Origin of the sequence: Pseudomonas sp. (assembly GCF_040514055.1) — a bacterium.
GTDB lineage: Bacteria > Pseudomonadota > Gammaproteobacteria > Pseudomonadales > Pseudomonadaceae > Aquipseudomonas.
Map to the genome: position 1 here is coordinate 50,673 of NZ_JBEVDL010000011.1, position 24,171 is coordinate 74,843.

The window sequence follows — 24,171 nt, forward strand, 5'->3', positions numbered from 1 at the left end:
TCGCGCCCAGGCCGCAAGCGTGACGCAACGGGTTTTTTTCTTCCGTCCGCCAGCTACTGTATAAAGCACACCCGCACCCTGGAGGATCCCTGCCGTGGAAGAAGTGATCGAAGAACTGCGCGAACGTAACGAAACTGTGCCCGTACCGCTGGAGCTGCCCGAAGAGGAACTCCTGGTGGAGATCGAGGAACAGCTGCTGATCAACATCCCCTTCGAGTTTCGCGAGTTCCTGCTGCAGGTCAGCGATGTGGTCTTTGGCCACCTGGAGCCGGTCACCGTGACCGATCCACAATCGCACACCTACCTGCCGGAAGTGGCCTCGGTGGCCTGGTCCCTCGGCGTGCCCCGCGAGCTGATTCCGCTGTGCGAGGATCAGGGCAACTATTACTGCGTCGAGCTGGACGGCACGGTGCTGCTGTGGGATGGCGACGAAGCCGACCTCACCGACGAGAGCTGGGACTCGGTGTGGAAATGGGCCCGCGAGGTCTGGCTGGAAAGCTGATCCGCTGCGGGGGCTTGACCGCCCGGGGATCGACAGCCCAGGCTGACGCTCCTTTGCCGAGCTCATGGATGAACGCATGCCACTGTCGCTGACCGAACTGGAGACGGCTGCCGCCGTCGTGCATGCCAGCATGCAGCCCACCGCCCAACTGTGCTGGCCCTTGCTCTGCGAGGCGCTGGGCACCGAGGTCTGGGTCAAGCACGAGAATCACGCGCCCACCGCCGCGTTCAAGGTTCGCGGCGGCCTGGTGTATTTTCAGCAACTGCTGGCCCAGGGTCAGCCGCCGCGCGGCGTGATCAGCGCTACCCGTGGTAACCATGGACAATCCGTGGGGTTCGCCGCCAGTCGCGCCGGCATTGCCGCCCATATCGTGGTGCCGCACGGCAACAGCCGGGAAAAGAACGCCGCCATGCGCGCCCTGGGGGTCAACCTGATCGAGGCCGGCGAGGACTTCCAGGCCGCCCGGGAAGCCGCCGCGCGGCTGGCCGATCAGGAGGGCTTGCATATGATTCCGTCCTTTCATCCAGCCCTGGTGGCGGGCGTGGCCAGCTACAGCCTGGAGCTGTTCCGTGGGCTGCGCGACATCGATGTGGCCTATGTACCGATCGGCCTGGGCTCGGGCATCTGCGGCATGCTCGCCGCGCGCGATGCCCTAGGCCTGGCCACCCGCATCGTCGGCGTGGTCTCGCGGCATGCGCCCGCCTACGCCCTGTCGTTCGCCGCCGGACAGGCCCGGGAACACGCGGTCAGCACCCAACTGGCCGATGGCATGGCCTGCCGCGCCACCGAACCGGCGGCGCTGGCGATGATACTGGCGGGGGTCGAACGCATCGTGGCGGTCGACGATCAGCAAATCAGCCAGGCCATGCGCCTGTATTTCAGCGCCACCCACAACCTCAGCGAAGGGGCCGGTGCCGCGCCCCTGGCCGCCGCCCTGCAGGAGCGTGACCAGCTCAAAGGCAAGCGGGTGGCCCTGGTGCTCAGCGGCGCCAATATCGACCGCGAGCTGTTTGCCGCGCAGCTGCTGCACGACGCCGGCCGCCCCACCACCGACGGCGGCCAATAGTCGCTGAGGGGCCCTGGCCTACCGTTATTCCGCCCCTTTGGCGCTGGACGGCTCGAGCGCCAGCAGGTTGAGCAGGAACTGACCGAAGAACCCCAGGTCCTGCTCCACGGCCGCCCGCGCGGCCTTGCCGTCACCGGCCTGCAGGGCGCGCAGGGTGTCGTCGTGAAAGTCGTTCAGGCGCAGGGACAGGTCGGCCTCGGTGAACAAGCGATTGAAAAACGGCCCCACCTGCAACCACAGGCCTTCGATCAGTCGCAGCAGCACAGGATTGCCACAGGCCCGGTAGAGGCTCAGGTGGAACAGGCTGTTATCGCTCAGGTAGGCCTGCACATCGCGCCGTTCCAGCGCCCGCTCCATGCGTTCGATGCAGCCCTGCAACAGCTGCACCTCGGCCGGCCCGATGCGCGGCGCGGCGATTTCCACCGCCAACCCCTCGAGTGCCTGGCGAACCGACAGCAGGTGCTGGAAGCGCTCGCGGGTCATCAGCGGCACGCGCACCGAGCGCTGGGGCTCGGCTTCCAGCGCGCCTTCGGCCACCAGGCGCTGCAAGGCGGCGCGCACCGGCATCGGACTGGTGCCCCAGGCCGCCGCCAGGTCGCGGATTTTCAGCCGTTGGCCGGGCTGGAAACGCCCTTCCAGCAGGCCTTCGCGGATACGTTGATAGAGCAGCTCCTGCAGGTTGTCGCGGGGCACATTCATCGGTACGGTTACCCTTCTCCGCCGGCGGACCGGTCTGTTGTTTTAGGGGAATTGCGGGCCACTGTGCCCCAGCACTAGGGCGTAGGCCTGTGCAGCGTCAAGGCGCCTTGGATTCGATCAGGCAATTGCCACCGTCGACCACCAACACTTCGCCCGTGATGTAACTGGCTTCGGGCGAGGCGAGAAAGGCCACTGCCGCGGCGACCTCCTCGGCCTGCCCCGGGCGCCCCATCGGCGAATGCTCACCCGCCCGCCGCTCCTCCTGGCTGCTCGAACCGGTGGCGATCCAGCCCGGGGCGACACTGTTGACCGTGATGCCCTGTTTCGCCACTTCCAGGGCCAGGCCCATGTTCAGGCCGACCATCCCGGCCTTTGCCGCGCTGTAGGCCGCTTCGCCGAGGTTGCTGCCGCGGGTGCCGGTGGTCGAGCTGATGCTGACGATGCGCCCGTATCCCTGCGCCTGCATGCCCGGCAGCACACCACGGGTCAGCAGGAAACTGCTGGTCAGGTTGCGCGCCAGCGACAGGTTCCAGGTGGCCAGATCCATCTGCGCGACCTCGGCAAAGGGCTCGGCGCTGCCCAATTGCGCCATGCCGGCGTTGTTCACCAGGATATCCACACGCCCCCATTGTGCCGTCGCCCAGGCCAGCAACCGCGCCACCTGGGCCTCGTCCGTCAGGTCGGCAACCGCGGCCCGGGCCTCGATGCCTTCGCGCATCAGCTCGGCGGCCCGCAGCTGGATCCGTTCACTGCTGGCGGTCAGCAGCAGGCGCACCCCCTCGCGCGCGAGACGACGGGCAATGGCGAAGCCAATACCCGCTTCGCTGCCCGCGCCGCTGATCAACGCCACCTGCCCCAACCAGGGATTTACCGCCATAACGGCCTCAACTTTGTGATCACAAAAGTTGAGGATAATACAGAATCGGCTTTTTTAACGCCCTCTTGACAGTTTCGTGATCACAAAACCATGATGTGCAAAAATTTGAACGAGGTGTTCAGAATGACCGCCAGTGGTATCAGCGAAAACGCCGTCTCCACCCTGAGCCAGCGCGAACGCCAGCGCTTTATGGACCACAACCCCCGGTCCCTGACCCTCGCCGAACGCGCCCGCCACTCCCTGTTTGGCGGCGTGCCCATGCACTGGATGAGCGACTGGTCGACGCCCTCGCCGCTGTTCGTCAGCCGTGCCCAAGGGGCGCGCTTTCACGATGTCGACGGCCACGAATACCTGGACTTCTGCCTGGGCGACACCGGCAGCATGTTCGGCCACTCGCCCGCCCCCATCGCCCGCGCATTGGCCGAACAGGCCGGCAATGGCCTGACCAGCATGCTGCCCGGGGAAGACGCGGTGGTGGCCGGCGAACTGCTGGCCGCGCGCTTTGGCCTGCCCTACTGGCAGGTCGCAACCACCGCCACCGACGCCAACCGTTTTGTCCTGCGCTGGGCCCGGGCGATCACCGGGCGCAAGGTGATCCTGGTGTTCGACGGCTGTTACCACGGCACCGTGGATGACGCCATGGTGCGCTACCAGGACGGCCATACCGTGCACCGTCCCGGCCTGCTCGGTCAGGCGCAGAACCTCAGCCGCTACAGCCGCGCCGTGCCCTTTAACGACCTGGTCGCGCTGGAAGCGGCGCTGGTCGCCGGCGACGTGGCGGCGGTGCTCTGCGAACCGGCGATGACCAATATCGGCATGGTGCTGCCGGATGCCGGCTTCCACGCGCAGCTGCGGGCGCTGACCCGCCAGTACGGCACGCTGCTGATCATCGACGAGACCCATACCATTTCCACCGGCCCCGGGGGCTGTACCCGCGCCTGGAACCTGGGGCCGGACTTCCTGACGCTGGGCAAACCCATCGCCGGCGGCGTGCCCTGTTCGGTCTACGGCTGCAGCGCGGCCATGGCCCATGCCATGCAGATCGCCCGGGCCCATGCCAGCGAACAGAGCCACGGCCATGGGCACAGCGGCATGGGCACCACCCTGTCGGCCAACGCCCTGGCCATGCACTGCATGCGCACCAACCTGGCGGAAGTCATGACCGAGGCCGCCTACGCCCATATGCTGCCGCTGGCCGCGCGGCTGGCCGCCGGCCTGCGCGGACTGATCGCCCGCCACGGCCTGGCCTGGTCGGTGACCGAACTGGGCGCGCGCAGCGAGTTCCAGTTCTGCCCGCAGCCGCCGCGCACGGGCGCCCAGGCCGAAGCGGCGTTCCATGACAGCCTGCAGATGGCCCTGCACCTCTACCTGATCAACCGCGGCATCCTGATCACCCCGTTCCACAACATGACCCTGTGTTGCCCGGCCACCAGTGCCGCCGATGTCGATCGGCTGATCGCCACCCTCGACCAGGGCCTGAGCGAACTGCTGGAGATCCCGGGTGCGCGTCTCGAGGGCGGCCCAGCCGCCTAAGCCGCCCTAGCCTTCGAGTCCCGCCCCCGGGGGGCGCGCCACCCGGCGCCCCCGACCCACGAGTAGAACCCCATGCAATTCGCCGACCTGCAAGAAGCCCAGACCTTTCTCGACGCGCACCCCGAAGTGCGCAGCATCGAGCTGTTTATCATCGACGCCAACGGCGTACCCCGCGGCAAGCTGTTGCACCGCGAAGAGCTGCTGGCGGTGTACAGCAGCGGCCGGCCGCTGCCCAGCACCATCCTCGGCCTGACCATCAACGGCGACGACGTCGAGGAAACCGGGCTGGTCTGGGACGTGGGTGACGCCGATTGCTGGACCTATCCCTTGCCCGGCAGCCTGACCCTGCAGCCCTGGCGGGCCCAGCCCACCGGCCAGGTGCAGGTCAGCATGCACCCGCAGCACGGACAACCCGCCGCCATCGCCGACCCGCGCCATGTACTGATCAAGGTTATCGACGGCCTCAAGGCCGAGGGTTACCACCCGGTGATGGCCGTCGAGCTGGAGTTCTACCTGCTCGACCGCGAGCGCGCCGCCGATGGCCGGCCACTGCCGGCCCGCCAGGCCAACGGTGCGCGTCCCCATGCCACCCAGGTCTACGGGGTCTACGAGCTCGAGCAGCTGCAGCCCTTTCTCAACGACCTCTACGAGGCCTGCGAGGCCCAGGGGCTGCCGGCGCGCACGGCGATTTCCGAATACGCCCCCGGCCAGGTGGAAATCACCCTGGAGCACCGCTACGACGCCTTGCAGGCGATCGACGAAGGCGTGCGTTACAAGCGCCTGGTCAAGGGCGTGGCCAACCGTCATGGCCTGCAGGCCTGTTTTATGGCCAAACCCTTCGGCGACCTGGCCGGTACCGGCATGCACATGCACGTCAGCCTGGCGGATGCCCAGGGCAACAACCTGTACGCCAGCGAGCTGGCTGACCTGGAAGGCAAGGCCGGTACGCTGCTGAGGCACTCCATCGGCGGCATGATGGCCACCCTGCTCGACTCGCTGGCGCTGTTCTGTCCCAACGCCAACTCCTTCCGCCGTTTCCAGGCCAACAGCTACGCGCCGCTGGCGCTGACCTGGGGCATCAACAACCGCACGGTGAGCCTGCGCGTCCCCGGCGGTCCGGCGCCCAGCCGGCACATCGAACACCGTATCTGCGGCGCCGATGCCAACCCCTACCTGGCCGCGGCGGCGATCCTGGCTGGCATTCACCACGGCATCCGCCAGCAGCTCGACCCGGGCGCGCCGATCGAAGGCAACGGTTACGCCCAGGCCAAGGAGTTCCTGCCCACCGACTGGCTGACCGCCTTGCGCGCCCTGGAGAACTCGGGCTGGGCCCGCGAAGTCTTTGGCGCTGAGTTCCTCAAGGTCTACCTGGCGATCAAGCACGCCGAATACCGCCAGTTTATGGGCGAGGTCGGCGAGCAGGATTGGCGCTGGTACCTGACCCAGGCCTGAGCTGCCGGCCGGGGCGACGGCATCGGCGGGTTTCCGCTGGTTGGCTCGCGCGCCTCGGCCATTTGCCGCTGACTGTGGCGCCACCGCAGCGCCCCGAAGGCTCTAGTCCGCCACTCGGACCACTGGCACCGCTCTTGCTATCGCTGTTGTGTGCACGGCTTGCCCGTACGCACTCCACACAACAACGATAAAAAGGACAGGTGATGGACAGCTCACAGACCCTCGCTGCACCCCCACGCGCCATGGTCGCCAAAAGCATGCCGCAGCGCCTCAAATCGATTTTCAGTGGTTCGGTCGGCAATCTGGTCGAATGGTACGACTGGTACGTCTACGCCGCGTTTTCCCTGTACTTCGCCAAAGCCTTCTTTCCTCAAGGCGACCAGACCGCCCAGTTGCTCAACACCGCGGCGGTGTTCGCGGTGGGCTTTCTGATGCGGCCAATCGGCGGCTGGCTGATGGGCATCTACGCCGACCGCATGGGCCGCAAGGCGGCGCTGATGGCCTCGGTGCTGCTGATGTGCTTCGGCTCGCTGATCATCGCCCTGACCCCCAGCTACGCCAGCATCGGCTATGGCGCGCCGGTGCTGCTGGTGTTCGCTCGTCTGCTGCAAGGCCTGTCGGTGGGCGGCGAATACGGCACCTCGGCCACCTACCTGTCGGAAATGGCGACCAAGGACAGGCGCGGCTTTTTCTCCAGCTTCCAGTACGTGACCCTGATATCCGGTCAACTGGTCGCCCTGGCGGTGTTGATCGTGCTGCAACAGACCCTGACGGTGGAACAGCTGGAAACCTGGGGCTGGCGCATCCCGTTCGTGATCGGCGCGATGTGCGCGGTGGTCGCCCTGTTCCTGCGCCGCGGCATGGAAGAAACCGAGGCCTTCAGCAAAAAGCGCGACAAGCCCAAGGAAAGCCTGCTGCGTACCCTGGCCCGTCACCCCAAGGCGGTGATGACCGTAGTCGGCCTGACCATGGGCGGCACCCTGGCGTTCTACACCTACACCACCTACATGCAGAAGTACCTGGTCAACAGTGCCGGCATGAGCAAGAGCGATGCGACCCTGATCTCCGCCGCGACGCTGTTCCTGTTTATGCTGCTGCAGCCCCTGGTCGGTGCGCTGTCCGACAAGATCGGCCGGCGGCCGATCCTGATCGCCTTCGGCCTGCTGGGCACCCTGTGCACGGTGCCGATCCTCAGCACGCTGCAGACCGTCCAGAGCTGGTGGGGCGCGTTTTTCCTGATCATGTTCGCGCTGATCATCGTCAGCGGCTACACCTCGATCAACGCGGTGGTCAAAGCGGAGCTGTTTCCCACCGAGATCCGCGCCTTGGGCGTCGGCCTGCCCTATGCCCTGACGGTATCGATCTTCGGCGGAACCGCCGAGTACATCGCCCTGTGGTTCAAGAGCATCGGCCTGGAAAGCGGTTTCTACTGGTACGTGACCGCCTGCATCGCCTGTTCGCTGCTGGTCTACATCGGTATGAAGGACACCCGGGCCCATTCGCTGATCGACACCGACTGAGGGCATACCGCCGAACGACCTTCAGCGCCCCGGCGTTCGTCGCAACTGCTGCAGGCTCAGGCGACACAGCAACTTGCCCGGCTCGCGCTCGACCTCCACCACCCCGGCGCGGGCATCGATGCGGTAGGTCAGGTCGTACAGCTGCACCGGGTGCGACAAGGGATCGGCACGGAACACCGCCAGGCACTGGCCACTCGGCCAGCGCGCCGAGTCGTAAAGCACTCCCGGCAGGCGTTCGGCGGCCAGGCGCTTGCCGACCTCCTGGGGGTAGGCGTAATCGTCGCTCAACAGGTCGGGAAAGGCCGCGGCCTTGCCGCGCAGGTCGATAAACAGGCCGGCGGCCTGGACCTGCCAGACCTTGCGGTAGCGGATCACGACCCGGTCGATGCCGTCGACCTCGCGCAGCATCTGGATCTGGTGGTAGCAGGTTTCCGCCAGCGCGGTCTGCTCCTCCAGTGCGCCGTACCAGACCCGGATGGTACCGTCGCCGAAGCGGCTGGCCGATGCCCGGTCGGCCTCGAAGGGGTAACCGATGGATTCGCTGTAGGCCAGGCCGCGCTCGATCACACCCGGGCCGACGCTGCGCACCCGCATCTCGGCGCTGTTGGCCACGTCCTGAGCCTTGGGGTCCGACACCAGGTCGTCGAACAGGTTGGCCGACACGCGCAAGGACACGATATTGCGGTAGGTCGGCCCGGCGAAATCGCAGCTGGTATCGAACAGCGCCATCAACGTCCCCGCTGGAAATCGATCAGACGGGCAATACGGGCGATGCCCAACAGGCCATCGCGCACCATCACTTCCAGCGGTGTGGCGCCTTCCAGCGCCTGGTTGCGCCGGTGCACCCAGGTAAAACGCAACTCCTCGTCCTCGGGAAACAACAGCCGCAAGCCCTTATGGATGCCCAGCAGGTAGCCGCTGCGATCCAGGGTGTCGCGGTTACCCGGAAGGGCCAGCTCGCCAGAGCGGTACTTGGGCAGCTGCTTGCGGCTCTTGGGGCTCATGCCCAGCAAATGCATCTGCAGTTCGGTGTCCAGCTGCCAGCGATCGAACAGGGCGCTGATGACACGGGCCAGGTCGCGACGCGCATCCTCGGAAAAATCGTCGCGGGCTTTGGCCTGGTTCAAGGGGGTCATAATGGCTCTCTTTGATGCTTTATCTACATTAATAGAAGATAAAGCCTCAAAAAACAAGGCCTGAACTGGATAAATAGACAGTCTTTTATGTCCTTTTCCAGACTGACGTGCAGCCCCTGGAGGAAGACGTCATGCTGAAACCGTACGTCCCAGGTGACCCTTAGGCCTTGGGCTACGTTCCCATGGGGGGGCCGTCGTGGCCCGCCTGCGCCAGCGTCACTGCCTGGCCCTCCTACCTGCCTGGAGTCTGTTGTCATGGAACCCGGAAACGCCCAGCTGTCGATGACCGTGTTGATGACCCCGGACATGGCCAATTTTTCCGGCAATGTGCACGGCGGCACGCTGCTCAAATACCTCGACGAGGTGGCTTATGCCTGCGCCTGTCGCTACGCGGGGCGTTATGTGGTGACCCTGTCGGTGGATCAGGTAACCTTTCGCGAGCCGATTCATGTCGGGGAACTGGTGACCTTCCTGGCCAGCGTCAACTACACCGGCACCAGCTCCATGGAAATCGGCATCAAGGTAGTCACCGAGAATATCCGCGAGCGTTCGGTGCGCCACACCAACAGCTGCTTTTTCACCATGGTGGCGGTGGATGACCAGGGCAAGCCGACGCCGGTACCGCCGCGCCAACCGGAAAGCGCCGAGGAGCGCCGGCGCTTCGACCAGGCCCGCCAACGCCGCGAACTGCGCCAGGAACTGGAAACCCGCTACCAGGCGATCAAGCGCGAAAGCTGACGCCCAGCGTGGCAGGCTCAGGCACCGCAGGCCCTTGACGTCCGGCACGGGGCCCGCGTAACACAGCTGGCGGTCCTTGGCCTTCCAGGTCGGCGCCTCCCCGGGCCGGCAGGGGTTGTTCACCGGCAAGGCCACCAGGCCCTGGTCAGCGATCGGCATCACCCGCTCGCAACCGCAGTTGATTGAACAAGCGGAACCTGGCATCCAGGTCATGCAGTCGCCCCAGGTAAGGATCGAAGTCCGCTGCACCGATTTCCAGCAGAATCGAACCGAGGTGGTTGCGCCAGGGTGGCCAGGCTCGCTGCATCCTGGAACGACCCGGGTCCGGCCAACCGCGCCTGGCCAAACTGCTCGGGCGATTCATTCGCTGGCACATCCAGCCCCATCAACGACATAAAAGCGCCGCGGCCCTGAGTGGGCGTCTGCACGGCGGCCAGCCAGGCGAGCGCCTCCGCGCTCACAGGTTCGTCATGCTGCCAATAAAAACCGAGCAGCGTGATGATCAGCAGACCCAGAACAAGCGCGCGCCCAGCATTTTTCATGACGGTTTCCGATAACCTGAACGGACCGTCAATTTGTCATGCTTGACGGACTGGAGCACGACGACGGTGGCGCGTAAGCTGGTGCACTTTCGCGGGAGACGATCATGGTGTTGACGCTGGGCAATCTGTTCGTGCTGATGTTGCTGGCGACGGCGGCCGCTTGGCTGTGGCATGCCCACGGCATACGCGAGCGGGCGCTGGAACTTGCGCAACTGCATTGCGCGAAGATGCGCGTGGAACTGCTGGACGGCAATGTCGCACTGCGCAAGCTGACCCTGCTGCGTGATGCCCGTGGCCGTCGACGGCTGGCACGGGTCTATGGATTCGAGTTCACCGTCACCGGCCAACAACGCCATGTCGGCACCATCAGCCTGTTTGGCCGCCACCTGGGCCACATCGAACTGGCCCCCCATCCCTTTCCGGAACCCGAGCCCGAGCCGGCGCCCTTACCCATGGGCAAGGTGGTGGAGCTGGAACAATGGCGCCGCGAGCACCATCAGGGCCGGCCTTGATCGGCCCCGGCCGCGGGTAGCACCCCCAGCGCACGCAAGCTGGCCTTGCCCAGTTCAAGCCGCTTGGCGGCATCGGCCGGGTCGGGCATCGAGATATTCATTGCGAAGCTGTACAGCTTGCCGTCCTGTTCCAGCCAACCCACCCACCAGCCGATATCCGGTTCATAGCTGTCGGCCAGGCCGGTCTTGGCATACAGGCTCCAACCCGAACCCTTCTCCATTAGAGTAATGCTGCGCACCTGAGCCTGGGCTTCGGCGGGAAACGGTAGGCGGCCCTGTGCCAGGCGTGCCAAAAAGCCGGTCTGCTCCACGGCGCTGATCGCCAGCGGCCCCTTCAGCCAAAAATTATCCACCACGTCGCCAATTTCACCAGTGCCGTATCCCAGTTGCGCGACGTTGCTGCGCATGCGCGCCAAGCCGATACGCCGCGCCAGCTCCTGATAGACCGGCACATTGGAGACCTTGATCGCCTGGCGCAGGCTCATATCCTGCTCCCAGACCTTCAACGGCTGCGGTTGGCCGCCGTAGGGCAGCAGCTGATCGACGCTGTCGACTGCGCCTGTCGACAAGCCGATCAGGCTGTTTGCGATCTTGAACGTCGAGGCCGGGATAAAACGCGTATCAGCGCGCCAACGATCATGTCCACTGAAACGCCCACTGGCGACGTCGTACAGGACGAAGGTGCCGCGGACTTCGGCCTGCTCGAACAGCGCCTTGACCGCCGGGCTTTCCACCAGCTCAACCGCCTGAACCTGCAACCCCCACACTAGGGCCGCCGCTGCGACGACTTGTTTAGCGATGCCCATGACGTGCTCCTGGCCAAAACCGCGCACTCTACTGATCCATGCCCGTCATGCCGAGCGGCTTGGCCGGCCAAATCATAAGCAAAAATGTCTCAGCCCTGACGCAGCAGAAAATCCACCACCCGCTCGGCACTCTCCAGCGGCTGCTCCTGCATAAAACAGTGCCCGCCGGGCACCACCTGCGCACTGATCCGCGGATTGAGCGCACACCAGCGCGCCACGGACCTGGCGACGAAGGGGTAGCTGCGCTGGCCATGCAGCACCTGGGTCGGCGTCTGCACCCGCGCCAGCGACGGCCACAGGCGCCGGGGGAAGGAACTGAAAATTTCCGCTTCGCGGCTGGGCCGGCACTTGAGTTCGACCTGACCCTCATCGGTCTCACGCAGGGCGTGCGCAACGAACGCGTGCAGGGCCGCATCGTCCCAATGACGGTAGATGCCACGCCCGTGCAGGGCCTGGTAGGCGGAGGCCCGATCCGGCCATTGATGGCGGCGGGCACGGGCCTGGCGGGCCATGGACGAGCGCCGGTAAAGGCCCAGCGCCTCGGTGAACGTCATCACGCCAATCATCGCCGGGGTGAACAGCACCGGGTCAAGCAACACCGCACGCTGGAACAGCCGGGGCGCCTTGGCCAGGATCAGGCTGCTCAGCACTCCGCCAAAACTGTGTCCAACCGCGTAAGCCGGAGCTTCGCCGAACCGCTCACGGCCCGCGGCAAAGGCCTCGATGGCCAGCGCGGCACTCAGGTTCCAGCCGTGAAAACGGCCGCCATGATCACTGTCACCGTGCCCCTGAACATCGCTTAGCCACAGGTCGAACGACTGCGCCAGCACCTCCAGCATGGGTTCGTAAGTGCGCCCACAAAAGCCATTGCCATGCAGGAAATGCAGAAGTGGTTTGCCGGAAGGGGGGCTGTGCCAGCCGCGCAGGGTAAAGCCGGCGGAGCTGGGATGAGACCAGGCTTGCAGGTGCATAAGGGACTGCTCGATAGGAAGGCGCCCAGTGTAAAGCCGCGGACGCGGGTGCGAACATAGCCCTTAGTGGTCCGTTGCCGCGATCCGCGCCAAGCACTAGGCTTGCGCACAGTTGGTTGAGCCCGCTGCCATCGCCAACCACCCTGACCCGCGCCCCCCCTTACAGGAGTACCCCGCCATGCCCGTTTTCACCGTCACCGGCGACATCGACCCGTTTCTGCATGTTTCCCTGGCCCAGGGCGAGAAGATCTACTGCGAGTCCGGGGCCATGGTGATGATGGAAGCCAACCTCGACCTGCGTGGCCAAATGACCGGCGGCATTGGCAGTGCCCTGATGCGCCGTTTCGCCAATGGCGAATCCTTTTTCCAACAGCATATCGAGGCCGTGCGCGGCGAAGGCGACTGCCTGCTGTCGCCCGCGCTACCCGGCGCCATGCGCATGCTGGACGTGGATAAACGCCAGTACCTGCTGAACGACGGCGCCTTTGTGGCGGCGACCTCGGGCACCACCATGAAGGTCAGGACCCAGGGTATCGGCAATGCGCTGTTCGCCCAGTCCGGCGGATTTTTCATCATGGAAACTTCGGGGGCCGGCCAGGTGGCGGTTTCAGGTTTCGGTTCGATGTTCGAGCTGGAAGTGAACCCGGGCAAGGACGTGATCATCGACAATGCCCACGTGGTCTGCTGGGACAGCGCGCTGTCCTACGAGATCTCGGTGACCACCGCGCCCAAGGGAGGTGGCCTGGGTGGCATGCTCGGCAACCTGGTCAACAGCGTGACCAGTGGCGAGGGTGTGGTGCTGCGCTTTTCCGGGTCCGGAACGGTGCTGATCTGCTCACGCAACCGCACGGGCTTCGTCGAATGGATGCAGAAGGAAGTTGCCGGCCAGCGCAGCAGCCGCTGAAACGCCAGCAGCAAGGACAAAAAAAGGGCGCCGAAGCGCCCTAACACTCAACTGTCGAATGGCCCACCACGGCTTGTCGCGCACTGGAGGCCGGGACTTCGTCGACGCGAACAGGTGTTTCTCGTCGCTCCTGTACGGGCCTGAAGGTCGCGTCCCAGATCGGCTCCCGCGGCCCTACTGGCTCGACAACGCTGGTTCGCGGCCGCTGGTGCGCCGCGCGCGAACCCCCTCGTCGAGGAAATTCTTGATCAACAGGTTCAGTTGCGCCGGCTGGTCCAACGGCGTGGCGTGACCGGAGTCGGCGATCACCTCGAGCCGTGCATTGCGCAGCTGACGTACATAAGCCTCCTTGTAGGCCAGTGGGGTGTAATCGCGGTCGCCGCTGATGATCAGCATCGGCACGTCGACGTCCTGCACGGCAGGAAAGGATGACCACCCCAGAATGGCCTGCAGCGCATGCAGGTAGGACACCTGGTCATTCCCAGCGATGCGCGTCTTGAACTGGGCCCGCAAGGCGGTCTGCTCGGCGTGGGGAAACAGTTTGTGCGCCATCAGCCGGCCCAGGGCAGGCAGGCCCAGCAGGCGGACCATCGCCTTGCGCACCAGCACTCGAGCGCGTACGCGCAGGGAATCGAGCGGAAAGCTCGGCGCGCTGTTGATGGCCACAAATCCCCGTACCTGTTCCGGGTGGCTGGCCAGCAGCTGGAAGCCCACCATGCCGCCCATGGAAATGCCCACCACGAAGCAGGGGTCGATCTCCAGGGTGGCGATAAATTCCGCCACGTCGGCGGCCATGTCGGCGAGTTCCAGCCGCGCACGCAGGGGTTCGCTGTCGCCATGGCCGCGTAGATCCAGGGCATAGACTTTGTAGTAACGCGACAGGTAATCGATTTGCGCCTGCCAGTCGCGCAATGATGAACCCAGTCCGTGCAACAACAACACCGCCGCGCCCTGGCCTTTGCATAGATAGGCAAAACGCCCTGAACTTAATTTCATGTAATCCATTTCGCCATTCTCCTGCACTGTTTTAGCTTAACTATTTGCCGCCCGTTCATATTCATGACAGATATCCGCTAATTAAACGCGCTGTACTTAGAACAGCCTGCAAATGGCTAGCATTTGCTTTACGTCGCCAAAAAAACTAAAATCACCCCATAGTATTCAAAGGATTTTGATATGAATGGCCTCGTTACCCCGACACAAGAGCGCAGTAAGCAGGCTTTGGAACGCTTTCTCAATGTTGCCGCGGAATTGCTGGCCACTAATAACTTCGAAGAAACCGGGATATCCCAGATCAGCCAACTTGCCGGTTCTTCGGTCGGGACTTTCTACCGACTGCTGGGCGACAAGGATATTTTGCTGTATGCCGTTCACGGGCGCTTTGTGGACGAAAGTCGAGCTGCAATCGACCAGGCCATCGATCAAATCCTGCAAAGCGACTTGAGCGCCAAAGCGCAGATCGAGACGTTTATCCGTACCCTCATCGAGTTGTTTCGTGACCGTGAAGGCCTGCTGCGCGCCTTGATTCGCCGCAGCTCCGCCGATTTGCAATTCCGCCAGCGCTTCCATGAATTGAATGCGTATATCGCCCAGGCCTTCTGCCGCATTGCCTTGGCGCAATTGATGACCATTCGACATCCCAATCCTACCCAGGCAACCGATCTGGTTGCTCATCTGTTATTGGCCAGCTTGAACTACTACACCATGACTGGCAGTTTGGGCATTACCGCCGGAAAGGATATTCCGGCGGAACTTTCACGCCTGGCACTCAATTACCTGGAAGTGCCGCGTCTCGGCTGACCTCAGCGCAGGCTGTCCCGACGTAATTGCGCCGGGGTGAAGTCAGTGGGTTTTAAGGGCACACCAAACTCATCGGCCTTTTCTTCATTGGACATCAAGCCGATGACATAACGCCCGCCAATCAGGTCATACACCGCATCGCCCCTTGTCCACACCAGCGGCTGGTCGTACAGATTGATGGTGTAGGACTCGCCAACGCGCCAGAGTTTGTCGCGATTGTCATAGTGGTCGACCACGAGGATTTGATAGCTGTCCTCGTCAAAATAGAAGTCGCGCTGTTTGTACTGATGACGCATACCCGCTTTCAAATTGGCGCGGACATGCCAGACGCGGTGCAACTCATAGCGCAACAGGTCCGGGTTGACATGCCCAGCCTTGACGATATCGGCGTATTTTTGCGTCTTATCGGCGAATTTGTAACTGTTGTACGGCACGTACAGCTCCTGCTTGCCCACCAGTTGCCAGTCGTACTTGTCCGGCGCCCCGGAAAACATGTCGAAATTGTCGGTGGTGCGCATGCCGTCCGACGCCGTGCCCGGCGAGTCGTAGGCGACGTTCGGGGTGCGCCGTACACGCCGCTGGCCCGAGGCATAGAGCCAGGCCAGGCGCGGCTCCTTGACCTGGTTCACGGTCTCGTGAACCAACAGCTCGGTACCGGCCAGGCGCGCCGGCGCCAACACCGACTGGCGGAAGTAGAACAGCACGTTGCCGTTTTCCTGGCTGGCGTCCCCGGCATCAGGGTTGAACAGGAACAGGTCCTCGATCTTGGTGATGAAGTAATCACCACCAGCCTGGGGTACCGCCTGGGCATAGTGGCGCTTGACGCTGTCGCCTCGATAGCGGACCAGGTGATTCCACATCACTTCCAAGCCCGATTGCGGGATCGGAAAGGGCGTGGCCAGCTTGAAGCCGGCGATGCCGTTGCCGCCCTCGATCAGGGTGGCCGTCCGGGCATTGGCCTTGATCGCGTCGTAAACCCGCTGCGGATAGGACGCGGAGCGATGGCTGGGGTAGACCGGCAGTTTCCAGCTGCTGGGAAAGCGTTTGAGCATGGCCAGTTGGCCGGGGCTGAGGTTCGCCCGGTATTGCTCGGCGTTGGCGGCGGTGATGGTAAACAGCGGTTTGTCCGCGGCAAAGGGATCCTTGTACCCCTGCGCCGGGTCATAGGCGGTATTGGACTGGGGCAAGCCGCCGTCCCAGGCGGGAATGGTGCCGGCGGCATTGCCGGCACGCTCGGCACCCAGCGGGGTCAGATCCTGGCCCAGGCGCGTCGCCTGATCGCCGCTGACCTGGGCCTGGACCTCGGGCACCGCGCCTTGCGCGAGCAGCACCAGCAGGGCCAGGGGGGCAACTCGCGGCAGGGTTTTGTTCTTGTTAAGGGTCTTCATGCAGGGCTCCAGGGGGTCAGAAGCTGTACTTGATATTGAGGCTGACGTAGTCGCGGTCGCTGCGTTTGTTATCCAGGCCGCCGCCGGAAAAACCGACGTAGCGCGCCCCCACGGAGAAGGCCTCCTGGTAAATGGCGTCGACGCCCAGTGAGTAACTGCGCGACTCCTCGACTATGCCGTTGGTCAGCTGCGGAGCCACCCCATTGAAGCCGTACTGGTAGCTGACGTTGGGCACCAGATTGACCAGGTTGAACACGTTCGGGTATGTCAGCGACAGGCTGGCCTGGGCGCCCAGGGCGTTAGCGGTGGCGTTGTAGTAATCGACGTCCGACTCCAGGTCCTGGACCCGACTGGCGACCACCTCGGAGAGCAAGGTCGCCGAGTCGGAGCCGAGCAGTCCGTTGAAGCTGTAGATGGCCACCAGCGAGGCCTGGTACATGTCCTTCTCGCGATAGCCGTCCAGACGGCTGCCGACCGCCAGACCGGTTCGGCTGCCCAGCAGTGCGTCCGGCAGGTACTCGGCCAGGCCGAGGGCGATGGGCGTGTCGGGCCGGTAACTCAGCTCACCGGCCAATGACAGGCCGTTGAAGATGCTTTCGCCGCCGATGCTGGTGTTGAAGCTGATGCCAAACAGGTCGCGCTTTTCCAGGTACTCGGCGTAGTAACGCGAGCTGCTGGCCACCGGTAACACGCCCACCACGGGCAGGGTGGTCGGTTGGCCGACCGTCAGCCCGAGCATGGGCACGTTCATGTTGTAGCGCAGGTAGTAGAACCCCAGCTCGGTGTCGTTGAGTTGCGGCGCCAGCCAGCGTAGGGCCACGCCATACTGCGGCGCCCCATCGGCATCGATATCGCTGGTACGGGGAATAAAGGTGCCCGGCAGGTAACCCTTGAGCAGGTCGTTGACGAACCCCGGTGCCAGGCTATTGGCATAGGCCTGGGCCTGCTGCGGGCTGTCGAATGCGCCGCCGCGTAACAAGGGCTCCTGCAGCGGTGGCAGGGACAGGTAATTGCACCCCTCGCCAATCACATCCAGGGTCGAGAAATAGGTACCGCACGGGTCGATCTTCGAAGCCTCCCAGGCCCAGCCGGGTTGCCAGTAACCTTCCACCGTCAGGTTATCGCGCAGTTCATAGGAGCCGGAGATCATCGCAGTCGGCATAAAGGCCTCCTTGATCTCTGACCCCGGTGCGCGCAGCGCGTTGATATCGATCGGGTTGGTCGCACCAATACCGTTCTGGTAGAACAGCCCCTCTCCCCAGTTGATCACTTGCCGCCCGACGCGGGCGTTCAGCGCGCGCTCGTCGATCGACCAGCTGCCATAGGCAAAAGCGTCCAGCAGGTCCGCGCTGGAGCCGGCCTCCTCCAGCCCTTCAGAGCTGATCTGGCGGTGGCGGCGCTCGTCCTCCTCCAGCTCGAAATCGTAAAAGGCCCGGCCGCGCAGAAACAACCCGTAGTTCTCGCCGTACTTCAGGTCCAGGTCGGAAACGGCCTTGAGTACTTCGGAAAACAACTCGCCTTTCTGAAAATTGAGATTGCCGTCGTCGGAATTGATCAACGCCGTGTTGTCGCCCGTGCCGCCGTTAGCGCGGGCGATCAGGCCCCGGTCCTGATCCTCGGCACGGTAGTTGACGCCGTAGGACAGGGTGGTGTCCAGGGACAGAGCCCAGTCGCCGGAACGCGTCTGGAAGGCCAGGGTTTGGGTTGCCGGCCACAGGCCGAGCAATGCCACGGCAGCAACGCCGAGGCTTTTTCCTTGAGTCGCCACGATGATCTCCTGATTGTTATTGTAAGCCGAATATCGGAATCGGAACATCGGTTCCGAAGTACTCTAAACAGCCCCGCGACAACTGACAAGAGGCACGCCGGAAAAATAAATTTATTCCCCGCCAAGCCTTGTTCTAGACGCACCGCGCACACCCGGCAAGGGAAGCGCGGTGAAACCCCCTCTTGACGGAATCGGAATTTCTGTTTCGATTTGACCCCAGGAATCGCTGAAAAACGTAGCTTTTCCCGAGGCGCAAGGACTTGCCTCGCGCCGATCCGCCACCCCCCTGACGGCATCGAACCTCCCTGCACCGGATAGGACGCTCCGGTTCAGCAGCTCGTACGAGCACACCCAACAATAAGAAGGGCTCTCCATGTTTTGTTCCCTGTCCAAATGCCGCACGCTGTTTCTCACCCTGCTGCTCAGCTTCATCTGCACTGGCACCGCCTGGGCGGAATCACGCTGTACCGAGCGAAAACCGTTCCTCCTGCTGTCCGGAAAAATCAGTTGTACCCATCAATCCACGACCATTGCCTCAGGCGGTCTGACCAGCCGCAAAGTGATCTACCAGACCCCGGTCGGCACGCCGCCCCCCGGCGGTTGGCCAGTGGTGATCATCTATCAGGGCTCTTTTTTCGCCCTGGACGATTTCGTCTATACCAGTACCGAATGGCTCGGCAAGTTGTACAACGAAGGCCGCTTGATCAAGTCCCTGCTAGACAACGGCTATGCGGTCATCGCCCCGAGTGCGGCCGCCGACCTGTTCTGGCAGACCAATATCCCGGGCCTGGCGCAGTTGTATGAGCAGACCACCGACTACACCTACATCACCAACCTGCTGCAGGCGGTCCGCGACGGTCGCTTCGGCCCGCTCAACAGCAATCGCAAGTACGCCACCGGCATCTCCAGCGGCGGGTACAACACCAGCCGCATGGCGATTTCCTTCCGCGGCGAGTTCAAGGCGCTGGCCATCCAGTCGGGCTCCTACGCCACCTGTGCCGGCCCGTTGTGCGTGGTGCCGACACTGCCAGCCGACCACCCGCCAACCACCTTTCTGCACGGTTTTATCGACATGATCGTGCCCTGGTGGACCATGGACATGTACTACGACCGCCTGCTGTACCAGGGCATCGAGACCACCCGCTACACCGATCCGCTGGGTAACCACGAATGGTTGTCGGCAGCCCCGGCGCGGATCCTCGACTGGTTCAATCGCCACCCTTAAAACCTGGCCACCGATCATCGCCGCTACCCGGCGATGATCGGCCTCCGGCCCGCACCGACGGGCGACGCCTCCCCTTACCCGCCACTTTTTGGAAAACCGCTCATGCGCACGCGTTTATGGGCCGCCTTGTGGATTCTGCTGGTGCTGGCTGGAACCGAGCTGGATGCGGCCGAGCCGCTCGACAGCTTCGCACGCTTGCACCAGGTTCGCCTGGCGATCCATGGCTCGCTGACCGATCTCTACCTGCTGTACGAAGACCCTCATTCCAGCTCAGCCGCGCTCGAGCAGCGGCTGGCCGACGCCACCGACACCATCGATACCCTGCAAGGCTTGCGGGGTACCCCGGCCCAGCGTCCCTGGGCGCAGCTGCAGACGCGCTGGCGACCTTACCGTGAACAGCTCAGCGAGCTGGGCCAGCAACAGCGCGCCCAGGACGCGCCCGACTTGCGGGCATTGAGCGAGCTGCTTAGCCTTAATCGCGCGCTGCTGACCCTGTGCGATCAGCTGGAGCATCGCCTGCGCCAACAGGCCGCCAAACCGCCGGGTGAGCTGATCAACCGCAGCCGCGCCGCCGGCCTGGTCCTGCAACAGATCGCCAGTGCCTATGCCGCCCATAGCCTGGGCGCCAATCTGCTGGGCGCTGCTGACCAGGCACCCGATCAGTTGGCCGCCGACTTCGCCGAGCAACTGGTCCACTTGCAGGTCGATACCCCTGCCCAGCAACGAACGCTGGACGACATCTGGCGCAAATGGCGGTTTATCGAGGGCGCCCTGATGCATTACCAAGGGGTCAAGGTGCCTTTTGTGATCCAGCAGTACAGCAGCAGCATGATCGCGGCGCTGGAGCGCTTGGGCGCCCAGGGCCCCTGATGGATTACTTCAGGCAACCAGGAGGCAGGCCACCCGCACCCTTGGGGCAGTTTACCGCGGCACCGCGGCGCGTGTGGCTAGAGCCGGCAGCAGGCCAAGCCATCACTTAGCCCGGGCACGTCGGGAGGGTCCTCCAGGATCAACTCCAACCGTGAATCCCGCCGCCACTCGCTGCTGCGCCACTGGATCGGCGCACCGTCCAGGGCGTTGCCCGAGCTCCAGCCTTGCTCGGTCAGCAACACCAGCTTGGCGCGGCGCCAGGCCTGGCTGGCCAGCCAGTGCTGGACCCGTTCGCGGTCGAAGCGCTGACTGGGATGCCAACGCCAGCCGATGCTCCAGCCATCGGCCTGGCCCTGGGCGTGGCAGATCGGCTGAGCCGGATCGATCCATAACGTCGCCAATGCTGGCGCGGGCTGCGGCCCGTCGGCCAGCACCGCATCGTCATGCACCACGGCCTGCATACCCGGCAGGTCGAGCAGGCGCAGCTCAGCGTCGCGGGTCCACTGCAGCGGACGCCGCGGAAGGGCTTCCAGGATACGTTGGCGAGTGGCAGCGTCGAGGCCATCGGCCTTGTTCAGCAGCAAGAGCCCGGCGGCCTCGAGCGCCGCGCGCTGGCTGTCGGGCAACGCCTGGCCTGCCGCCATGGCCACTGCGTCAAGCACCATGACCGAAGGTTGCACAGCCAATACACCCGCCCAGGGCGGCTGGCGTAATTGCTGCAGCAATTGCACGGGGTGGCCCAGGCCAGAGGGTTCGATCAACAGGCGGTCCGGCCGCGCCTGGCGCAACAGGCGCGCCAGGCCGACCTGGAAAGGCGCGCCGTTGACACAGCACAGGCAGCCACCCGCCACTTCGGCAAGGCGTACGCCCGAGTCGCCGGTGCTGAGCAGTGCCGCATCGATGCCAATCTGGCCAAACTCGTTGATCAGCACCGCCCAGCGCTCGCCGGCCGGACGCTGGCGCAGCAGCTGGCGGATCAGACTGGTCTTGCCGGCCCCCAGCGGGCCAGCAATCAGGTGGGTCGGGATCTGTTTCAACATCTGCCTATCCTGCGGTGTCGGCGGGCCGAGGGAAAGCAGCGTTTGTCTGCCGTCGCAGCACTGACAGGCAAAAACCGCCGTGCTAGAGTCGCCGCCGAATTGGATGTGGAGAAAACCGCATGCGTGTTACTTGCCTGCTTGCGTTACTGGTCTGCTCCGGCATGGCCTGGGGAGAAGCCTGTGTCGTGCACAGCGAAGACGAGCGCGTCGAGGTCAAGGTCTGCCAGCAGAATCGCAGTATCCCGAAGGAACTGTTCCACGGCGGCTTCTGCAAGCCGCAGTTGAGTGGACAAAAAGTCGAGGTCGAGTACCTGGACCAGTGTCCGGTAAAGGCTTTCGGCGTGTGCAGCAATGCCCAGGTTGCGAATATGCCCTACCGTCAGGACATTCACTACTACGGCGTGGCCAGTGACGCCCGCTACCTCAAGCCGTTCTGCGAAACCCAAAGCAAGGGCACCTGGTTGGTGCCTTGAGGCGCGATTCAATCCAACCAGTCCAGGGTGACCAGCAGCCGCGCCTGCCCGACGCACTGCGGCGGCGAGCGGTGAATCAATCCCGCCCCTTCGTTGCCCAGCCATTTCTCGCCCTTGGCCAGCAATACATCGCCGGTGCGGCTGTTCTCGATCAGTTCAGGGGCGCTCGGCTCAGCGAGCGGATCGCCCAGTCGCTGGCGGTCAATGGACCCCTCGGGCAACCATTGGCTGCCCAGCCCGGCGTAAGTGGTGATAAGCCGCAGCGGCACCTGATCGACATGAAAGCGCGGGCACATGGCCTGCTGCAGCGAGCGCACGCGTAAACCAATACGACGGGCATCGAGTAGCCAGGCGAACGCGCTGAGCAGCCAGGCCAGGTCAGCCAGAAACGCTCCGTGACCGGGCAGCGTCCGCTGAGCGACCAGCAGCCTGTCCAGGTCCCACACCCGCCCTTGCTCCACTTCCAGCACCCGGCTTTCTGCCAAAGGCCGGCCTGAATGCAGCGCCGCGCGGGCGAAGGCTTGCAGCGGTGCCGGCAAGGGTCGTTGCCAGACGGCCAGATTGACCCTGTCGTGCAACACCTCGCTGAGCACCTCCGGCTCCGTGCCCTGCACCTGCCTGGGCCCTGAACGCAGCAGCGGATCAGTGGCAGTGCCCATCACGCGGCCGCCTCGTCGTACCAGGCGCCGAAGGGATCGGCCCAGGCCGACCAGGCCGCGGCACCCAAGGCCAACTCGTCATCGCCCAGCAGGCAGGCGTCCAGTTCGCGGTGCAATCGATCGAAATCGACTTTCTGTCCAATAAAGACCAGTTCTTGCCGGCAATCCCCCGTGTCCGGGGCCCAGTGGCGCATGATCGCCGCCTGCTCCTCTGCGCTTTCAGGCCATTGCGCCCGGTCCACGAACTGCCACCAGCGCCCCGCCGAGCCATGGCGCATCAGGCCCCCGGCCTGGGACCAGCTACCGGCTTCCTGGTATTTACTGGCCAGCCAGAAGTAGCCCTTGGAGCGCAACAGTCGGCCGTTATCCCATGGGCGATTGATAAAGGCGAAAAAGCGCTCGGGATGCAGCGGTCGACGCGCCCGATAGACCGTCGACGCGATGCCATAGGCGCTGGTTTCCGGCACATGCTCGCCACGCAGTTCCCTAAGCCAACCCGCGGCCTGGGCAGCCCGCTCGAAGTCGAAGCGCCCGGTGTTCAGCAGCCGCTCAAGCGGCACCTCGCCCATGACCATGGGCAGGATCTCGGCCTGGGTATTGAGGCTACGCAGGATGGCGAACAACTCCTGGCGCTGCTCCAGGCCAATCAGGTCGCTCTTGCTGATCAGGATCAGGTCGGCGAACTCCACCTGTTCGATCAGCAGCTCGGTGATGCAGCGCGGATCATCCTCGTCCAGGGCCTCCGCGGCCTGGAAATCCTTGAGGAAATTCAAGCCGTCGACCACCGTCACCAGGCTGTCCAGCCGCGCCAGGTCGGCCAGGCACTGGCCACCCTCATCGCGAAAGGTAAAGGTCTCCGCCACCGGCAAGGGTTCGGAAATACCGCTGGACTCGATCAGCAGATAGTCGAAACGCCCTTCCCGGGCCAGCCGACCGACCTCCACCAGCAGGTCTTCGCGCAGGGTGCAGCAGATGCAACCGTTGCTCATTTCGACCAACGTCTCCTCGCCACGGTGGAGGCTGACCCTGCGCTGCACCTCGCTGCCGTCGATATTCACCTCGCTCATGTCGTTGACGATCACCGCCACTTTCAGGCCTTCACGGTTGAGCAGGATATGGTTGAGCAAGGTGCTCTTGCCGGCACCCAGGAAGCCGGACAGCAGGGTTACGGGAAGGCGGGTGGGCATGGGCATCTCCATTGGTGAGCGGGGTTTGTTACGGCCTTGCTGGGGCTTGCGGGCTTATGCCACCAAGCGCCGCTGGGCGTTTGCAGGACGATGAGCCCATCTCAGGGGGTTGGTTCAGCTTCGCTTTATTTGTTATAACATAACATTAAGGGATTTCAGATCAAACCCCAGATGCGCAAGCAACCGGATAACCGTCTTCGCGGGGATGAAGGGGACTGGGACTATGACGGACGCTTGGGGACGTAGAGGCCGTTCGTGCCGGAGCGGCAATGCGTTGCTTACCCTATTGCTCACTGGCAGCGTCGGTCCCTCCGAGGCATGCCTGGGTTCACCGTCGTTCCCGCGAAGGCGGGAACCCAGGTGCGCTGAAGGTCCTGGTTACCTTCATGCGCGGCTACGGCGGATGCTTGAGGTCTGGTCGGGAGGTACGCTTGCGACGTGCAAATCGCTGCAAGCTAGGTTCCATGGGGGTTTCACGTGGAACCCGCGGTTAATCTGCGCAT

General features: G+C 64.1%; 25 protein-coding genes. 12 read left to right on the forward strand and 13 right to left on the reverse strand.

Annotated features, from left to right (window positions below):
• The first annotated feature begins 94 nt into the window (after positions 1-94).
• Positions 95-502, forward strand: a complete 408-nt coding sequence (locus tag ABWY06_RS02940) for an SMI1/KNR4 family protein (RefSeq protein WP_353924069.1) — start codon at positions 95-97, stop codon at positions 500-502.
• Between the two features lie 76 nt (positions 503-578).
• Positions 579-1,568 (forward strand): threonine dehydratase, encoded by a 990-nt coding sequence (locus ABWY06_RS02945; RefSeq protein WP_353924070.1) that lies wholly within the window; start codon positions 579-581, stop codon positions 1,566-1,568.
• A gap of 24 nt (positions 1,569-1,592) precedes the next feature.
• Here the strand turns inward: ABWY06_RS02945 and ABWY06_RS02950 are convergent, their stop codons facing one another.
• Positions 1,593-2,267, reverse strand: coding sequence for a GntR family transcriptional regulator (locus ABWY06_RS02950; protein WP_353924071.1), 675 nt, complete (start codon positions 2,265-2,267; stop codon positions 1,593-1,595).
• Positions 2,268-2,364: 97 nt separating this feature from the next.
• Entirely contained in the window at positions 2,365-3,144 is a 780-nt protein-coding gene (locus ABWY06_RS02955; RefSeq protein WP_353924072.1) for an SDR family NAD(P)-dependent oxidoreductase, read from the reverse strand.
• A 123-nt stretch (positions 3,145-3,267) separates the two neighbouring features.
• Between ABWY06_RS02955 and ABWY06_RS02960 the strand changes: the two genes are divergently transcribed.
• The 3 genes from ABWY06_RS02960 (at position 3,268) to ABWY06_RS02970 (ending at position 7,649) form a co-directional block, all read left to right on the forward strand.
• Positions 3,268-4,677 (forward strand): aspartate aminotransferase family protein, encoded by a 1,410-nt coding sequence (locus tag ABWY06_RS02960; protein ID WP_353924073.1) that lies wholly within the window; start codon positions 3,268-3,270, stop codon positions 4,675-4,677.
• A 72-nt stretch (positions 4,678-4,749) separates the two neighbouring features.
• Positions 4,750-6,129 (forward strand): glutamine synthetase family protein, encoded by a 1,380-nt coding sequence (locus tag ABWY06_RS02965; protein WP_353924074.1) that lies wholly within the window; start codon positions 4,750-4,752, stop codon positions 6,127-6,129.
• A gap of 242 nt (positions 6,130-6,371) precedes the next feature.
• Entirely contained in the window at positions 6,372-7,649 is a 1,278-nt protein-coding gene (locus ABWY06_RS02970; protein ID WP_502948140.1) for an MFS transporter, read from the forward strand.
• Between the two features lie 21 nt (positions 7,650-7,670).
• On the opposite strand, the gene ABWY06_RS02975 is transcribed toward ABWY06_RS02970, so the two are convergent.
• Together ABWY06_RS02975 and ABWY06_RS02980 are read right to left on the reverse strand one after the other, a co-directional pair.
• Positions 7,671-8,378, reverse strand: a complete 708-nt coding sequence (locus ABWY06_RS02975; RefSeq protein WP_353924076.1) for an RES family NAD+ phosphorylase — start codon at positions 8,376-8,378, stop codon at positions 7,671-7,673.
• Positions 8,378-8,785, reverse strand: a complete 408-nt coding sequence (locus ABWY06_RS02980) for an antitoxin Xre/MbcA/ParS toxin-binding domain-containing protein (RefSeq protein WP_353924077.1) — start codon at positions 8,783-8,785, stop codon at positions 8,378-8,380. Before ABWY06_RS02980 ends, ABWY06_RS02975 begins: the two co-directional genes overlap by 1 nt.
• A 255-nt stretch (positions 8,786-9,040) precedes the next feature.
• Between ABWY06_RS02980 and ABWY06_RS02985 the strand changes: the two genes are divergently transcribed.
• Positions 9,041-9,523, forward strand: a complete 483-nt coding sequence (locus ABWY06_RS02985; protein ID WP_353924078.1) for an acyl-CoA thioesterase — start codon at positions 9,041-9,043, stop codon at positions 9,521-9,523.
• Positions 9,524-9,732: 209 nt separating this feature from the next.
• Here the strand turns inward: ABWY06_RS02985 and ABWY06_RS02990 are convergent, their stop codons facing one another.
• A complete protein-coding gene (locus tag ABWY06_RS02990) occupies positions 9,733-10,065 on the reverse strand; it encodes a hypothetical protein (RefSeq protein WP_353924079.1) in 333 nt (110 codons plus the stop codon).
• A gap of 107 nt (positions 10,066-10,172) precedes the next feature.
• Here ABWY06_RS02990 and ABWY06_RS02995 point away from each other — a divergent pair, with 107 nt between their 5' ends.
• Entirely contained in the window at positions 10,173-10,577 is a 405-nt protein-coding gene (locus ABWY06_RS02995; RefSeq protein WP_353924152.1) for a DUF3301 domain-containing protein, read from the forward strand.
• On the opposite strand, the gene blaOXA is transcribed toward ABWY06_RS02995, so the two are convergent.
• Both blaOXA and ABWY06_RS03005 read right to left on the reverse strand, forming a co-directional pair.
• On the reverse strand, positions 10,562-11,383 hold the full coding sequence (gene blaOXA / locus ABWY06_RS03000; RefSeq protein ID WP_353924080.1) for a class D beta-lactamase: 822 nt from the start codon (positions 11,381-11,383) through the stop codon (positions 10,562-10,564). The genes ABWY06_RS02995 and blaOXA overlap by 16 nt on opposite strands.
• Before the next feature lie 89 nt (positions 11,384-11,472).
• Positions 11,473-12,354, reverse strand: a complete 882-nt coding sequence (locus tag ABWY06_RS03005; RefSeq protein WP_353924081.1) for an alpha/beta fold hydrolase — start codon at positions 12,352-12,354, stop codon at positions 11,473-11,475.
• Positions 12,355-12,532: 178 nt separating this feature from the next.
• Between ABWY06_RS03005 and ABWY06_RS03010 the strand changes: the two genes are divergently transcribed.
• Entirely contained in the window at positions 12,533-13,258 is a 726-nt protein-coding gene (locus ABWY06_RS03010; protein WP_353924082.1) for a TIGR00266 family protein, read from the forward strand.
• A gap of 174 nt (positions 13,259-13,432) precedes the next feature.
• Here the strand turns inward: ABWY06_RS03010 and ABWY06_RS03015 are convergent, their stop codons facing one another.
• Positions 13,433-14,263 (reverse strand): alpha/beta fold hydrolase, encoded by an 831-nt coding sequence (locus ABWY06_RS03015; protein ID WP_353924083.1) that lies wholly within the window; start codon positions 14,261-14,263, stop codon positions 13,433-13,435.
• Between the two features lie 171 nt (positions 14,264-14,434).
• Here ABWY06_RS03015 and ABWY06_RS03020 point away from each other — a divergent pair, with 171 nt between their 5' ends.
• Positions 14,435-15,058: a TetR/AcrR family transcriptional regulator gene (locus ABWY06_RS03020; RefSeq protein ID WP_353924084.1), complete on the forward strand. Its 624-nt coding sequence runs from the start codon at positions 14,435-14,437 to the stop codon at positions 15,056-15,058.
• A gap of 2 nt (positions 15,059-15,060) precedes the next feature.
• Here ABWY06_RS03020 and ABWY06_RS03025 read toward each other — a convergent pair whose 3' ends face one another.
• Positions 15,061-16,446, reverse strand: a complete 1,386-nt coding sequence (locus ABWY06_RS03025; RefSeq protein ID WP_353924085.1) for a DUF1329 domain-containing protein — start codon at positions 16,444-16,446, stop codon at positions 15,061-15,063.
• Positions 16,447-16,462: 16 nt separating this feature from the next.
• Positions 16,463-18,214: a DUF1302 domain-containing protein gene (locus ABWY06_RS03030; RefSeq protein WP_353924086.1), complete on the reverse strand. Its 1,752-nt coding sequence runs from the start codon at positions 18,212-18,214 to the stop codon at positions 16,463-16,465.
• 373 nt (positions 18,215-18,587) lie between these two features.
• On the opposite strand from ABWY06_RS03030, the gene ABWY06_RS03035 reads away from it, so the two are divergent.
• Positions 18,588-19,439, forward strand: a complete 852-nt coding sequence (locus tag ABWY06_RS03035; RefSeq protein ID WP_353924087.1) for an extracellular medium-chain-length polyhydroxyalkanoate depolymerase — start codon at positions 18,588-18,590, stop codon at positions 19,437-19,439.
• A 102-nt stretch (positions 19,440-19,541) separates the two neighbouring features.
• A complete protein-coding gene (locus tag ABWY06_RS03040; protein ID WP_353924088.1) occupies positions 19,542-20,309 on the forward strand; it encodes a hypothetical protein in 768 nt (255 codons plus the stop codon).
• Positions 20,310-20,386: 77 nt separating this feature from the next.
• Here the strand turns inward: ABWY06_RS03040 and ABWY06_RS03045 are convergent, their stop codons facing one another.
• Positions 20,387-21,349 carry a CobW family GTP-binding protein gene (locus ABWY06_RS03045; RefSeq protein ID WP_353924089.1) on the reverse strand — a complete coding sequence of 321 codons (963 nt, stop codon included), beginning with the start codon at positions 21,347-21,349 and terminating at the stop codon, positions 20,387-20,389.
• 119 nt (positions 21,350-21,468) lie between these two features.
• Here ABWY06_RS03045 and ABWY06_RS03050 point away from each other — a divergent pair, with 119 nt between their 5' ends.
• Positions 21,469-21,822, forward strand: a complete 354-nt coding sequence (locus ABWY06_RS03050) for an NADH:ubiquinone oxidoreductase (protein ID WP_353924090.1) — start codon at positions 21,469-21,471, stop codon at positions 21,820-21,822.
• Between the two features lie 8 nt (positions 21,823-21,830).
• Here ABWY06_RS03050 and ABWY06_RS03055 read toward each other — a convergent pair whose 3' ends face one another.
• Both ABWY06_RS03055 and zigA read right to left on the reverse strand, forming a co-directional pair.
• Positions 21,831-22,481 carry a DUF1826 domain-containing protein gene (locus ABWY06_RS03055; protein WP_353924091.1) on the reverse strand — a complete coding sequence of 217 codons (651 nt, stop codon included), beginning with the start codon at positions 22,479-22,481 and terminating at the stop codon, positions 21,831-21,833.
• Positions 22,481-23,668, reverse strand: coding sequence for a zinc metallochaperone GTPase ZigA (gene zigA / locus ABWY06_RS03060; protein WP_353924092.1), 1,188 nt, complete (start codon positions 23,666-23,668; stop codon positions 22,481-22,483). Before zigA ends, ABWY06_RS03055 begins: the two co-directional genes overlap by 1 nt.
• Positions 23,669-24,171 lie beyond the last annotated feature (503 nt).